This is a genomic window from Bradyrhizobium sp. Mp27 (assembly GCF_029953005.1).
GTDB classification, from domain to species: domain Bacteria; phylum Pseudomonadota; class Alphaproteobacteria; order Rhizobiales; family Xanthobacteraceae; genus Bradyrhizobium; species Bradyrhizobium barranii.
In genome coordinates this window covers 1-12,566 of the sequence record NZ_JASAUS010000060.1, presented here as the reverse complement: position 1 = coordinate 12,566, position 12,566 = coordinate 1, and the positions used below count along the sequence as shown (strand labels likewise).

The 12,566-nt window shown below is 64.6% G+C and carries 14 protein-coding genes; 5 read left to right on the top strand and 9 right to left on the bottom strand.

Annotated features, from left to right (window positions below):
- Positions 1 to 10: 10 nt before the first annotated feature.
- Both QJT78_RS26750 and QJT78_RS26745 read right to left on the bottom strand, forming a co-directional pair.
- A complete protein-coding gene (locus QJT78_RS26750) occupies positions 11 to 247 on the bottom strand; it encodes a 4-oxalocrotonate tautomerase family protein (RefSeq protein ID WP_028154478.1) in 237 nt (78 codons plus the stop codon).
- Between the two features lie 15 nt (positions 248 to 262).
- Positions 263 to 973, bottom strand: coding sequence for an SDR family oxidoreductase (locus tag QJT78_RS26745; RefSeq protein ID WP_028154477.1), 711 nt, complete (start codon positions 971 to 973; stop codon positions 263 to 265).
- Positions 974 to 1,186: 213 nt separating this feature from the next.
- Here QJT78_RS26745 and QJT78_RS26740 point away from each other — a divergent pair, with 213 nt between their 5' ends.
- Together QJT78_RS26740 and QJT78_RS26735 are read left to right on the top strand one after the other, a co-directional pair.
- On the top strand, positions 1,187 to 2,110 hold the full coding sequence (locus QJT78_RS26740) for a LysR family transcriptional regulator (protein WP_028154476.1): 924 nt from the start codon (positions 1,187 to 1,189) through the stop codon (positions 2,108 to 2,110).
- A gap of 153 nt (positions 2,111 to 2,263) precedes the next feature.
- The gene (locus QJT78_RS26735; protein ID WP_014493894.1) at positions 2,264 to 2,419 is read left to right on the top strand and encodes a hypothetical protein; all 156 of its coding nucleotides are present in this window, start codon (positions 2,264 to 2,266) and stop codon (positions 2,417 to 2,419) included.
- 13 nt (positions 2,420 to 2,432) lie between these two features.
- Here QJT78_RS26735 and QJT78_RS26730 read toward each other — a convergent pair whose 3' ends face one another.
- On the bottom strand, positions 2,433 to 2,993 hold the full coding sequence (locus tag QJT78_RS26730) for a hypothetical protein (RefSeq protein WP_244433406.1): 561 nt from the start codon (positions 2,991 to 2,993) through the stop codon (positions 2,433 to 2,435).
- Between the two features lie 293 nt (positions 2,994 to 3,286).
- On the opposite strand from QJT78_RS26730, the gene QJT78_RS26725 reads away from it, so the two are divergent.
- A complete protein-coding gene (locus QJT78_RS26725) occupies positions 3,287 to 4,216 on the top strand; it encodes an aspartyl/asparaginyl beta-hydroxylase domain-containing protein (RefSeq protein WP_028153521.1) in 930 nt (309 codons plus the stop codon).
- Positions 4,217 to 4,280: 64 nt separating this feature from the next.
- Here the strand turns inward: QJT78_RS26725 and QJT78_RS26720 are convergent, their stop codons facing one another.
- On the bottom strand, positions 4,281 to 5,108 hold the full coding sequence (locus QJT78_RS26720) for a molybdenum storage protein subunit alpha (protein WP_038943690.1): 828 nt from the start codon (positions 5,106 to 5,108) through the stop codon (positions 4,281 to 4,283).
- A 13-nt stretch (positions 5,109 to 5,121) separates the two neighbouring features.
- Positions 5,122 to 5,934 (bottom strand): uridine kinase, encoded by an 813-nt coding sequence (locus QJT78_RS26715; protein WP_028153520.1) that lies wholly within the window; start codon positions 5,932 to 5,934, stop codon positions 5,122 to 5,124.
- 131 nt (positions 5,935 to 6,065) lie between these two features.
- On the opposite strand from QJT78_RS26715, the gene QJT78_RS26710 reads away from it, so the two are divergent.
- Entirely contained in the window at positions 6,066 to 6,524 is a 459-nt protein-coding gene (locus QJT78_RS26710; RefSeq protein ID WP_028153519.1) for a nuclear transport factor 2 family protein, read from the top strand.
- 56 nt (positions 6,525 to 6,580) lie between these two features.
- Here the strand turns inward: QJT78_RS26710 and QJT78_RS26705 are convergent, their stop codons facing one another.
- The 3 genes from QJT78_RS26705 to galE all read right to left on the bottom strand — a co-directional run bounded on the left by QJT78_RS26705 (position 6,581) and on the right by galE (position 10,255).
- The gene (locus tag QJT78_RS26705) at positions 6,581 to 7,282 is read right to left on the bottom strand and encodes a fumarylacetoacetate hydrolase family protein (protein WP_028153518.1); all 702 of its coding nucleotides are present in this window, start codon (positions 7,280 to 7,282) and stop codon (positions 6,581 to 6,583) included.
- Positions 7,283 to 7,320: 38 nt separating this feature from the next.
- Positions 7,321 to 9,123, bottom strand: a complete 1,803-nt coding sequence (locus QJT78_RS26700; RefSeq protein WP_028153517.1) for an ABC transporter ATP-binding protein — start codon at positions 9,121 to 9,123, stop codon at positions 7,321 to 7,323.
- 118 nt (positions 9,124 to 9,241) lie between these two features.
- A complete protein-coding gene (gene galE / locus QJT78_RS26695) occupies positions 9,242 to 10,255 on the bottom strand; it encodes a UDP-glucose 4-epimerase GalE (RefSeq protein ID WP_028153516.1) in 1,014 nt (337 codons plus the stop codon).
- A 126-nt stretch (positions 10,256 to 10,381) separates the two neighbouring features.
- On the opposite strand from galE, the gene QJT78_RS26690 reads away from it, so the two are divergent.
- Positions 10,382 to 11,419, top strand: a complete 1,038-nt coding sequence (locus QJT78_RS26690) for a glycosyltransferase family 4 protein (protein ID WP_028153515.1) — start codon at positions 10,382 to 10,384, stop codon at positions 11,417 to 11,419.
- A 219-nt stretch (positions 11,420 to 11,638) separates the two neighbouring features.
- Here the strand turns inward: QJT78_RS26690 and QJT78_RS26685 are convergent, their stop codons facing one another.
- Positions 11,639 to 12,037 (bottom strand): hypothetical protein, encoded by a 399-nt coding sequence (locus tag QJT78_RS26685; RefSeq protein WP_028153514.1) that lies wholly within the window; start codon positions 12,035 to 12,037, stop codon positions 11,639 to 11,641.
- Positions 12,038 to 12,566 lie beyond the last annotated feature (529 nt).

Here is a 12,566-nt window from a genome sequence, read left to right as displayed (position 1 = left end):
GGCGCGCGGATCATCCTGTCTTTGCGGCGCGGCGGCGCCGGAAGTCCTGCACGGGCAGGCCGCCCCAGCCCCAATTGTCGGTGTCGACTTCCTCGATCACGACGAAGGTGGAATCGAGCGGCTTGCCGAGCACATCGAGCAGCAACTGGCTCGATCCCCTGATCAGCGCAGCCTTCTCCTCCGCCGTGAGCGACGCCGCTCCCGGCGTCGTTCCTTCGCGGGTCACTTGAATGGTGACGATCGGCATGGTGTTTCTCCGCGCTCAGTGGCCGGCGCTCTGGCCGCCGTCGACGTGCAGGATCTCGCCGGTGACGAAGCTTGCCTGCTCGAGATAGAGCACGGCGCCAACGATGTCGGACATCTCACCCATGTGGCCGACCGGATGCAGCGCGCCGAGCTGGGCATGCGTCGCAACGGGATGCATCGGCGACTTGATGATGCCGGGCGCCACCGCGTTCACGCGGATGCCGCGCCTGGCGTATTCGATCGCGAGCGACTTGGTCGCGGCGTTCAGCCCGCCCTTGCTCAGCGAGGCCAGCACCGACGGTACGTTCGAATTGGCCTGATCGGCCAGGGTGGTCGTGATCTGGACGACGTGACCCGAACCCTGCTTCTCCATCTCCGCAATGGCGAGCTGCGTGATGTGGAAAAAGCCCGCAACGTTGGTGCCCATCACCGCCGCATAGTCCTCGGCCGTGTACTGCGTGAACGGCTTTGCGACGAAGATGCCGGCATTGTTGACCAGCGTGTCGACGCGGCCGAAGCGCGCGACGGCCTGCGAGACCACGCGTTCCGCGGTGGCCCGGTCGGCGATGTCGCCGGGAACGGCGAGGATGTCATCGTCGCCCGACGGCTTGATGGAACGCGCCGTTGCGACGACGCGATAGTTGCGATCGCGAAAACCCTGGACCAGGGCGGCGCCGATGCCCTGCGATGCACCGGTGATGATGGCGACCTTCTGCTCGATACCCATGACGGACTCCTGTTGTTGGCTTTCAGAACCTGCGCCAGCAGCGGCTGGCTCGCGTACCGAGGTACGCCGCGGCGGCCCGGCTGCGAATACACGTTGTCCGGCAGACACTGTTACGTGGTGCGAACGAATGCCGGACCGGCCTTTGGCGGCGGTTGTCGCGGCGGGGGCAAGCGCCTAGCTTGTCACTGGAATTTGATGGGGCGACGGGTAGGCATGGATCGTCTGGATGCGATGAAGGTGTTCGTCCTTGCGGTGGACGAGGGCAGCCTGGCCGCCGCAGGACGCAAGCTCGGCCGCTCGCCGGCGGCGGTCAGCCGCGCCATCGCCTTCCTGGAGGAGCGGGTCGGCGCCGAGCTGCTGCACCGGACGACACGATCGATCAAGCTGAGCGAGGAGGGCGAGCGCTATGTTGCGATCTGCCGCCGCGTGCTCACCGAGCTGGAGGAGGCCGACGACATCGTGGCCGGACCGCGCACGGCGCCCCGCGGCCTGCTCACGATCACGGCGCCGGTGGTCTCGGGCGAGATGGTGCTGCGGCCGATCCTCGATGCGTTTCTCGACGCCTATCCGACGGTGTCGGCAAAGCTCCTGCTGTTCGACCGTTCGGTCAATCTGATCGAGGAGGGCGTCGACATCGCGCTTCGCATCGGGCCTCTCGCGGATTCGGCGATGGTGGCGATGCGGGTCGGCGAGATCAGCCGCGTCGTCGTCGCAGCGCCGCGCTACCTGAAGCAGCACCCGCGCATCGCTGAACCCGGCGACCTCGCCAAGCACCAGATCGTGGCGATGGCGCACCTGCCCAATTCCTGGACCTTTGCGCCACCGGCCGGCTCATCGGCAGCCAGGACAGTCCAGTTCATACCGCGACTCGTCGTCAACAGCACCTATGCGGCGGTGGCATCCGCGGTTGCCGGGCGCGGCGTGGCGCGGATGTATTCGTACCAGGTGGCCGAGCAGGTCGCGCGCGGCGAGCTCGAGATCGTGCTGGCCGGCGACGAGGATCCGGAGATGCCCGCGCATTTGATCTGCCCGCAGGGCCGGCTCGCGGTACCCAAGGTACGGGCCTTCACCGACTTCGCCGTGCCCCGGCTGAAGAAGCACTTTGCGCAGCTCAAGAAGAGCCTCGGTGCACGCTAGACATTGCGGCCGCGCGGCGACTGCCAATGCGTTGTTTTGCGTATACGGCCGCCGGGCTGAATCGGCGATGGTTCCAGAACGGTTAACGCCGATTTAACGGATGAGTCCTAGCCTGTCTCGGCCGGGGTTACTCGCAAGGCCGAGGTGAGCCCAATGGAAGCCCAGAAGATTGCGGTCGACGCCGTCGTCGCGCTGACCGATTGCGACCGCGACGCCGTCATCGCCTTTATCCGCCGGCTCTATCTCGCCGGCGTCACCGACCCCAAGCGCCTCACGTTCAAAGGCCTGCAGGCGCTGTCCCGGGCTTGATCGGCAATCGAATCTACTTGCTGGTCGGATCGCTGATCCGGATCGAGGTGACGCGGTCCTGCCGCACCTCGAATGAGAAGGGCCATGGCTCGTACGTCCAGAGCTCGGTTTTCTCCAGCCCGCTGGGCCCGACGTGGAATGGGCCGCCGAACTGCGCCATCAGTTTGTCGGTGCTGTCGCCGAGATTGACCCGGTTGAAGCTGTACGCGGCGACCGGTGCCTCGCCGCTGATCTGGAGCGCGACGGTGCGGTTCGCTTTCACGATGGCGGCAAGATAGGGAAACTCGCCGGTCTTGCCGAGGAAGTAGACATAGGCCGTCGCGTTGTTCGGTTGCGGCAGCTTGCGGTGCGGCTCGCCGAGCACGGCCTTGAGCGAGGTCTCCGAGATGCCGACGCCGAGCGCGCCCAGGCGCTGGCAGGCAAAGCTAAGCACGTCGGGATCGGGCGGGGTGATGCGCTTACCGGCTTCGACCTTGCAGGCGAATGTCTGCCCGACCCGTAGCCACTGGCCGCGCAGCTCCGGATCCGGAGGCTTGCCGCCTTGGGGTGACGGCGAAGTGCCTTGGCCGTTCACGGGTGCGAATATTCCAAGCAGAACCAGCGCGAGCGCGGAGCCCGCCAACGACCGCCACATCCCCAAGACGCACCCCGATTTTCCAACCCTGGAACCAGGATAGCACGCCGCAAACCGACCGCAACGCGGGGATTGGCGGCGGGTCGGCTACGATTTCAAATTGTGCGCGGCACGGCTCGGGACGTCCCAATCACAACCTGCGGAACAGCCTCAGGATGCACGCCAATATCTTGCAGCTCGGGCCGGGTCGGAGTAGATCACGTCCCCGGCTGGGTCACTCGGGATTTGGGGAAATGCTGAAACAGCTTTTTGCGCCGCAACTTGTCATTCTCTATGTGCTCGCGGCTTCGACCATTTACGTTCATTTCCGCGGCAAGCAGCGACTGCGCTTCGCGCGCCAGCTCGGCGATCACTCGACCTATCTCGCGCCCTACAACGTGCTGATGTATGCGGGCTCGGCCGTGCCGAATAAGCCGGTGATCCCGGTCGATCAGTTTCCGGAGTTGAAGCCACTCAGCGAGAATTGGGAGACCATTCGCGACGAGGCGGTGCGCCTGTTCGACGAAGGTTTTATTCGCGCGGCCGCGAAGAACAACGACTGGGGCTTCTACTCGTTCTTCAAGAGCGGCTGGAAGCGGTTTTACCTGAAATGGTATGACGACTTCCTGCCGTCGGCGAACACGCTGTGCCCGAAGACGGTGGAGCTGCTCAAGTCGATCCCGAGCGTGCATGGCGCGATGTTCGCGATGCTGCCGCCGGGCGGCAAGCTTGGCGCGCACCGCGATCCGTTCGCCGGCTCGCTGCGCTATCACCTCGGTCTCGTCACGCCGAACTCGAACAAGTGCCGCATCCTCGTCGACGGCGTCGAATGTGTCTGGCGCGACGGCGAGGCCTTCATGTTCGACGAGACCTTCATCCACAGCGCGGAGAATGCGACCGACGTCAACCGCATCATCCTGTTCTGCGACGTCGAGCGCCCGATGAAGTACGGCTTCATGACCGCGATCAACCGCTGGGTCAGCCATCACATCGTCAAGGCGTCGGCGACCCAGAACGTGGACGGCGAGAGCGTTGGCGTGCTCAACAAGGTGTTCGGCAAGCTCTATGAGATCCATCTCGGCAGCCGCAAGGTCAAGGAGTGGAACCGCAACGTCTACTACACGCTGAAATATTCGCTGACGGCGCTGATCCTCGGCCTCATCGTAATGTCGGCGCTGCGCTAATCCGCCCTACGAAAAACCCCGGAGCAACGCTCCGGGGTTTGTTTTTGCGGACGTTGCTGCGGCCTCACACCGGCTTCGCGCCAGTGTTGATGATCGACCCCACATGCTGGCCGCGCAGCGCCGCGCTGATCCGGCTCGGCACGAGACCGTTGACGACCTGCACGCGCGCGATGTGTCGTGCGTTGGCCATCACCTCGAGCAGCGCGGGATCGAACGGCAGTGTGCCCTTCAGCTTCGCAAGATCGGCAAAGCTCGTCTCTTTCAGCAGCTCGGCCTTCTTGCCATCCGCGCCATTGGGATCGGTTGTGTAGACGCCATCGACGTCTTCAACGATCGTGAGGCCCGCCGCACCGAGCGCGTCGGCGAGCAGGAAGGCGCCGGTATCGGCCCGATGCAGCGGGATGCGCGCGGTCGGGAATTCATGATGGTGGTAGGGCGGGAACGCGCTGCCGACGACAGCGCGCGCCGCCTGGAGGTGAATGGCGAGCTGGCTCGCGATGGTCGGGTGCTCGACATAGGAGACACCCTCCGGTGCGAGCAGGCTTGCCAGGATGTGGCCGTTCTGGCCGGCCTCGCTGGCGGCGAGCGGTGCGAGCGAACCCACGGGAAGGCCGAGATCGAGGCCGACGCTGTAGAGATGGCGGGCGCGGATGCCGGCGCCGGTCAGGATGAGCAGGCGATGCTCCGGCAAGAGCGACCGCAGCTCGTCGACGAGCGGGAGGATCGCTTCGTGACCGCGGTCCATGATGCGGCCGCCGATCTTGATGACCTGCAGCCAGGGCAGCAGCTTGATCGGGCGGTTGCCGGCAACGGGGCGGGTGAGATCGCTGTCGAGCAGAGTCTGGCGCGCGAGCGGCGAGGCGACGTGCTTGATCTGGTTGGTATCAGCCATGACGGTGCTCTCTTCAGCTCGCGGTGATGATGGTGCCGACATGCTCGCCCGCAAGCGCGCGGGTGAGATTGCCGGGGACGAGGCCGTTGATGATCTGCACCTGCCGGACATGGCGCGCCGAGGTGAGGAGATCGAGCAGCGGGAATTCGAGGATCGAATCCTGCAGGCCCTTGGCCTTCATCTCCGCCACCGAGATCTTCGGGATGAAGGTGGCGTTCTTCGACGTCTTGGGGTTCGCGGTGTAGAGGCCGTTCTCGTCCTTCACATAGATCATCGCCTTGCAGCCGAACTGCTCGGCGACGAGGAAGCATCCGGCGTCGGTGCGATAGGGCGGGATCACGCCCTCGGCCGCGGGCCGCATCCACAGGCTATAGGGCGGCATGCCGCTGAAGATTACCGCACTCACCTCGGCGAGGAACAGCGGCACGGACGACAGCCCGGCGCTGGAGACGGCGGAGATACCGTACTTGGCCAGCAGCTGCCCGAGCATCGCGGCGTTCTGATCGGCGACGGAAGCCCCGAGCTGCGACAGCACGCCGGCCGGCAGCCGGAGCCCGGCGGCGATCGAATACAGATGCCGCGCACGGGTGCCGGCGCCGGTTCCGATCAGGAGCTTGTGCGCCTTGCGGGCGGCGACGATCTCCTCGACGATTGGATAGACCGCGGCACGGCCGCGATCGATCATGCTCTGGCCGCCGATCTTGATGACGGTTGCATCGGGGAGGATGCGGAAGTCCGCTGCCTTCTCCGCTGCGGCCACAAGCTGTGGGTCGGTGAGCGAGCGCTGCATCAGCAGCCCCTCGAGCTCCGTGATCGTGTTCGACATCCGAGACATCCTCTCGTTTTCTGATGCAGTCTCTGCGGCGGACCCTTCAGCCTCGACCGCGAATCTTGCCGCACACTTCAGTCCATGGCAACAAGGTGGCCGCGATTTAGCGGCCAAACATGGAGCAGGCAATGGCCCCGTTGCCACTTGCGAACACCGAGATCGTGCAATTCTTCCGCGAGTGGATGGATACCTTCTCAGGCTATGTCCGCGAGGTCGACTACGCCTCGGCGCGGCCGCTGTTTCACCCGGACGTGCTCGCTTTCGGCACGCATAACGACGTCATCCCGGGGCTCGACCAGTGGGTTACGACGCAATGGAATAACGTCTGGCCGAAGACGACCGACTTCCGCTTCGTCCTCGACCAGGTCTCGATCCTGGCATCCCCCGACGGCACGATGGCGACGGTGGTCGCGCCGTGGACGAGCACGGGCTACCATCCCGATGGCAGTTCGTTTCCGCGGCCGGGTCGGGCGACGATGGTGTTTTCAAAAAATGGAGATGGCTGGCTGTGCGTGCATTCGCACATGTCGCTCAATCGCGGTGTGCCGCAGGCAAGCCACGCCAATCGGCCGGTGAAGGCCTGGTAGAATGCAAAAGGCCCCGGACATGTCCGGGGCCTTTCGATTTCCAGATGTCGTTCAGCCTACTCCGGCTGGCCGATGCTCACCTTCAGCGTGCCGACACCGTCGACGCCGCATTCGAGCTTGTCGCCCGGCTGGAGCTGCGACACGCCGGCCGGCGTGCCCGTCATGATGATGTCGCCGGCGGCGAGCTTCACCTGCTGGGAGAGCTGCCAGATGATCTCGGGCACGTTCCAGATCAGCTCGGTGAGATCGCCCTTCTGGGCTTCCTTGCCGTTGACCGTCAGCCAGATCTTGCCCTTGGCGGGATGGCCGATCTTCGAGGCCGGCTGCACCGCGGAGCAGGGGGCCGAGCCGTCGAACGACTTGCCGATCTCCCACGGACGCTCCTTCTTGCGCGAGGCGATCTGGAGGTCGCGGCGGGTGAGGTCGATGCCGACGGCATAGCCGTAGACATGGTCGAGCGCCTTGTCGGCGGGGATGGCGAGGCCGCCGCTCTTCATCGCGACGATCAGCTCGACCTCGTGATGCAAATCCTTGGTCAGCGGCGGATAGGGAATGGTGGCGCCATCGGGCACCAGCATGTCGGCGTGCTTGGCGAAGAAGAACGGCGGGGCGCGCTCGTCGTTGCCCATCTCGCGGATGTGCTCGAGATAGTTGCGGCCGACGCACCAGATGCGGCGCACGGGATAACGGCCGCTCTCCCCGACGACGGGAAGCGAAGCCTGGGGCGGAAGCGGGATGACGTAGGAGGCGGCGTTCATGGAGCGGTCTCGCTGCTCTTGGTGGGGTGAAGGAAACTCTATGCGGTTGCGCTGATCGGCGCCAGAGCGCCGGCGTCGTGGTGCTGCAGGCGGAAGAACGAGGCGTAGCGGCCCGAGCGGCGCAAGAGCTCGTCATGCCGGCCCTGTTCGACGATCTCGCCGCCCTCGACCACCAGGATCGCGTCGGCGTGCATGATGGTGTGCAGCCGATGTGCGATCACGATGGTGGTGCGGTTATGGCAGAGATGCTCGATCGCCTCCTGCACCTGCCGCTCGGACTCGGAATCGAGCGCGGCGGTGGCTTCGTCCAGCAGGATGATCGGTGCGTTCTTGATCAGCGCGCGCGCCACCGCGATGCGCTGGCGCTGGCCACCGGAGAGCTGCGTGCCGTGCTCGCCGACCGGCGTGTCGTAGCCGAGCGGGAAGCTCATGATGAAATCATGCGCGCAGGCGGCTTTCGCAGCATCAATGATTTGCTCTTCGCTCGCGCCGGGCTTGCCGAAGGCGATGTTGCTGCGGATGGTGTCGCGGAACAGATACACGTCCTGGCCGACATAGGCGGTCTGCGCGCGCAGCGATTTGCGCGAGACCGCGCCGATCGACTGGCCGTCGATCACGATGTCGCCTTGCGTCACCTCGTAGAAGCGCAGCAGCAGCCCCAGCACGGTCGATTTGCCGCCGCCGGAGGGGCCGACCAGCGCGGTGACTTTTCCGGGCTCGGCAACGAAGGACATGCGGTTGAGGACGGTCTCGCCGGTCCGGTAGGAGAAGCTGACGTCGCGCAGCTCGATCTTCGCTTCAGACAGCTTCAGCGCCGGCTTGTCGTCGTCGGAATGCTCGCTCGCCGGGCTGTCGACGACCTCGAGCAGCATGCGCGCGCCGACTAGCTGACTGTTCAGATCGATGTTGAGCCGTGCCAGCCGCTTGGCCGGCTCGGTTGCCATCAGGAACGCGGTCATGAAGGAGAAGAACGCGCCGGGCGTGGCGTTGAGCGCGACCACGCTGTAACCGCCGTAGAGCAGGCAGCCGGCGACCGCGAAGCCCCCGAGCATCTCCATCAGCGGGTTGGAACGGTTGGCGACGCGGGCCATCTTGTTGGCGTTGCGCTCGACGATCGCGATGTTCTCGTCGATGCGCTTCTGCATGGTATCTTCGAGCGTGAATGCCTTCACCGTGCGAATGCCCTGGAGCGACTCCTGCATCGTCTCCAAGATGTCGGCGGTGCCGGTGAACTGGTTGAAGGCGAGGCCCTTGATGCGCTTGACCAGCTTGCGCAGCACCAGCATCGCCGGAGGCACCACGACGAGGCCGATGAACGACATCACCGGGTCCTGCCACACCATCACGCCGATCATCGCGAGCAGCATCATGAGGTCGCGTCCGACAGCGTTGACCAGCATGTTGAGCACGTCGGTGATGGATTTGGCGCCGGCGGTCAGCCGCGCCAGGAATTCAGACGAATGCCGTTCGGAGAAGAAGCCGACGCTCTCGCGCATCAGCTTGGCGAACAGCTGGCGCTGGTTGGTGGCGAGGATGGCGTTGCTGATCTTGGTCAGGATCACCATGTGGCCGTAGGTCGCCACGCCCTTGATGAAGAGCAGGATCACCGTGATGCCCGAGAACATCGCGATGCCCGGGATGTTCTTGTCGACATAGGCCTGGTTGATGACCTGGCCGAGCACGTAGGTCGCGCCCGCGGTCGATCCGGCGGCAAGCGCCATCAGCGCGAAGGCGACGAGGTAACGCCGCCAGTAGATGATCCCCTGTTCCGTGACCAGGCGGCGAATCAGGACTGCCGCTGTATAGGGATCGTCGGTGATTTTCTTTGGAAACTGGGCCATCCGGTGTCCATTGACGGGGCAAGGAAAAGCCTGCCCGCGCGTCAGGGATCGAAGGGCCTCTGTGCCCGCTAAAGCCGCGCTTTTCAAGCCCAATTAAGGGCTTGCGCTGGGATGGAATCTAGGCCGAGACGGCGTGGCGGAGCTCGCCATGGCGCTCGCGGAACAGCTTGTCCTCCCAGGCCAGCGCGTGGGCCGCGATGGTCTCGAGGTCGTCGTATTGCGGCTTCCAGTCGAGCAGGCCGCGGATGCGGCTGGTGTCGGCGACCATGGTCATGATGTCGCCGGGCCGGCGCGGGGCGTATTGCACGGCGAAGCTGCGCCCCGAAACCCGGCGCACCGCGTCGATGGTCTCCAGCACCGAATAGCCGCGGCCATAGCCGCAATTGAGCGTGGTCGAGGCGCCGCCATTGCGCAGGTAAGCGAGTGCCGAGCGATGGGCCTGCGAGAGGTCCGAGACATGGATGAAGTCGCGGATGCAGCTGCCGTCCTGGGTCGGGTAGTCGGTGCCGAACACGTCGATCTTGGCGCGCTGGCCGGTCGCGGCCTCGACGGCGATCTTGAGCAGATGCGTGGCGCCGACGGTGGCCAGCCCGATGCGCGCCTGCGGATCGGCGCCGGCGACGTTGAAATAGCGCAAGGTCACGTATTGCATGCCGTAGGCGGCGGCGACGTCGTGCAGCATGATCTCGGTCATCAGCTTCGACGAGCCGTAGGGCGACAGCGGCCGCGTCGGCGCGTGCTCGGGCACCGGTACCAGGTCCGGATTGCCGTAGACGGCCGCGGTCGAGGAGAAGATGAAACGGCTGATGCCGCGCTTGACGGCGACGTTGAGCAGGTTGCGCGCGGTCATGAAGTTGTTGCGGTAGTAGCCGAGCGGATCGCGCATCGACTCCGGCACGACGACGGAGCCCGCGAAATGGATGATGCTCTCGATGTTGTGCTGGGCGATCACGCCTTCGACCAGGTTCTCGTCGCCGGCGTCGCCAATGAACAGCGGCACGCCCTCGGGCAGATAGGCCGAGAAACCGGTCGAGAGATCGTCGATCACGACGACGTCCTCGCCGGCTTCCGCCAGCGCCAGGACCGTGTGACTTCCGATATAGCCGGCGCCGCCGGTGACTAGCACAGTCATGATCTCACCCGTCTTCGATCAACGCGCCACGTTAACGTTTGCGCGGTGAAGAGGGGGTTTCGGCAGCCCTGAACTGGTCACTATGCTTAATGTTGCGTATAGGGGGCTTCCGTAACGGAGCATGACGTGGCGAATTCCCCCGGCGATCTCGAAGTGATCGTGCCAAATCTGCACAGGCGCTATTCCGGGGTCACCGCGACCAACCGGATGGTGGCGCCGCGGCTGGCGAAGCTCTATCGCGCCGCATGGTTCGGCTCGGATGCGCCGGAGGGGATTTCGCGGCTGAGCGCTGCCGATTTCCTCAGGCTATGGGGCCGCAAGACGCCATTGATCTGGCACGCGCGGCGCAACAACGAGATGATCGCGGGCGTCCTGCTGCGCGCGCTCGGCTGGCCATTGAAACTCGTGTTCACGTCGGCCGCGCAGCGGCATCACAGCTGGATCACGCGCTGGCTGATCCGGCGCATGGACGCGATCATCGCGACATCAGACATCTCGGCCTCGTTCCTGAAGGTGAAGGCGACGGTGATCCCGCACGGCGTCGACACTGATGTCTATGCGCCGCCGCCAGATCGCGCCGCGGCCTTTGCGGAAGCCGCGCTGCCGGGCCGCTACGCGATCGGCTGCTTCGGCCGCGTGCGCGCGCAGAAGGGCACGGATGTGTTCGTCGATGCGATGTGTCGCCTGCTGCCGCGCTATCCGGATTTCACCGCAGTCATCCTCGGACAGGTCACGCCGGAGCAAATGCCCTTCGCGAACGACCTGAAGAAACGCATCGATGCCGCCGGCCTGCAGTCCCGCATCGTCATCACCGGCGAGCTGCCGATCGAAGCGGTGCAGCGCTGGTATCAGCGGCTGACGATCTACGCCTTCACCTCGCGCAACGAAGGTTTTGGTTTGACGCTGATCGAGGCGATGGCGGCCGGCTGCGCGCTCGTCGCCGCGCGCGCCGGTGCGGCCGCGCTCGTGGTCGAGGACGGCTCGACAGGTGTGCTGATCCCGACTGGTGACGCTGATGTGTTGGCCGCCGCGCTCGAACCGCTGATGCGCGACCCGGACGCCGCGCTCGCCATGGGCGCGCGGGGGCGGGCACGGGTGCTGGCGAAGTTCAGCCTCGATGCCGAAGCGGCGCGGATCGGCGACGTTTATCGTCCGCTGCTCTGAACTGCCGCTTTCGCGACCGCTAACAAAAATCTCGAAAACAACCCCATGCAAAGTAGCCGGTGCCAGCGGAATCAACGGGTTGACGGCGGGTGCGATGCGTTGCGGATTTTACGAGGCCGTTTGACACGTCGGGCAAAACAGCGGCACGATGTCATCATCGGCCGCAGTTGCGATACCCGGATCATCCATCCAGGTTCCTTCAAACCGTCGCGGTCGACTTCACATTGGGCAGCGCACATACGGCATTTGCACTGGCACCGGCTCCTTGGAGCTGAGTGTGATATTATTCTCTCCGGAGAATGTCAGGTCGAATGCGACGTCTGAAATCGCGACGCCGTCCGAGCACGACGCGATTATTCGCATATTCGGCCCGTCATCGCGCAACGATTTGACCGTGCATTTTTCAAATGTGCCGGTTACTTGCCTTCCCTGGACGATTAAACCGCCCGCGTGTAGATCAGCATCTTTCTTGAAGGCAAGCCTGTTGTTCTCTTTGGTGAATATTTGGCCACAGGCCGAGGCGTCGATTGTCCAAGCTCCGTTCAAATCCGCAGCCTGAATCGAGGCCGATTGCGTCACGAGAAGTACCAACGTCACCAAAGGATTGAAGGTCCTCATGAAACTCTCCGACTAAATGGTCAATACTGCCAAATCAGCCTCTTCGACGCCGATGGGCGCAGCAAGACGCGCCCCTTTGTATCGGTCTTGAGCAGTATTTGGGTGCGGCGAACTGGCGAAGCTGTTGTTGATCTAAGTCAATAGGCTCTGCAGAGCGCTCGTCTGCTTGAGGCAAAGCGCAGCGTAGCGCGATGACGAGTGCGATCTGTCAGCGCTGGAAAGGCCGCCGCATTTGTCCGGCGGCCTCCGCGCTTGAGTGGCTTGCGGGGCGGCGCCCCAGCTAGCCCGTCCTATTCGTGAGAGTGCGTTTTTCTAGTCCGATTGATGTGGCCGCACATCTGCTCTGACGAGGCGCACAGGATTGCCTTCGGCTTTTCACCGCCTGACGACCCGTACTTTGCAACGCGCTTGAGGGATAGGTTGGGCGAACGGGGGGCGGACGCCCCGCCGGTCAAGGACCGAGCGGCAGCAGCGCGCCGGGCAAGCCGCAGATCAGGTCGGCTTCGGGACATGCCGCGGCAAACGCAAG

Excerpts from the sequence above, each read along its gene's own strand:
- QJT78_RS26750 (WP_028154478.1), bottom strand. The coding sequence starts at position 247 with ATGCCGATCGTCACCATTCAAGTGACCCGCGAAGGAACGACGCCGGGA.
- QJT78_RS26745 (WP_028154477.1), bottom strand. The coding sequence starts at position 973 with ATGGGTATCGAGCAGAAGGTCGCCATCATCACCGGTGCATCGCAGGGC.
- QJT78_RS26740 (WP_028154476.1), top strand. The coding sequence starts at position 1,187 with ATGGATCGTCTGGATGCGATGAAGGTGTTCGTCCTTGCGGTGGACGAG.
- QJT78_RS26735 (WP_014493894.1), top strand. The coding sequence starts at position 2,264 with ATGGAAGCCCAGAAGATTGCGGTCGACGCCGTCGTCGCGCTGACCGAT.
- QJT78_RS26725 (WP_028153521.1), top strand. The coding sequence starts at position 3,287 with ATGCTGAAACAGCTTTTTGCGCCGCAACTTGTCATTCTCTATGTGCTC.
- QJT78_RS26720 (WP_038943690.1), bottom strand. The coding sequence starts at position 5,108 with ATGGCTGATACCAACCAGATCAAGCACGTCGCCTCGCCGCTCGCGCGC.
- QJT78_RS26715 (WP_028153520.1), bottom strand. The coding sequence starts at position 5,934 with ATGTCGAACACGATCACGGAGCTCGAGGGGCTGCTGATGCAGCGCTCG.
- QJT78_RS26710 (WP_028153519.1), top strand. The coding sequence starts at position 6,066 with ATGGCCCCGTTGCCACTTGCGAACACCGAGATCGTGCAATTCTTCCGC.
- QJT78_RS26705 (WP_028153518.1), bottom strand. The coding sequence starts at position 7,282 with ATGAACGCCGCCTCCTACGTCATCCCGCTTCCGCCCCAGGCTTCGCTT.
- QJT78_RS26700 (WP_028153517.1), bottom strand. The coding sequence starts at position 9,123 with ATGGCCCAGTTTCCAAAGAAAATCACCGACGATCCCTATACAGCGGCA.
- galE (WP_028153516.1), bottom strand. The coding sequence starts at position 10,255 with ATGACTGTGCTAGTCACCGGCGGCGCCGGCTATATCGGAAGTCACACG.
- QJT78_RS26685 (WP_028153514.1), bottom strand. The coding sequence starts at position 12,037 with ATGAGGACCTTCAATCCTTTGGTGACGTTGGTACTTCTCGTGACGCAA.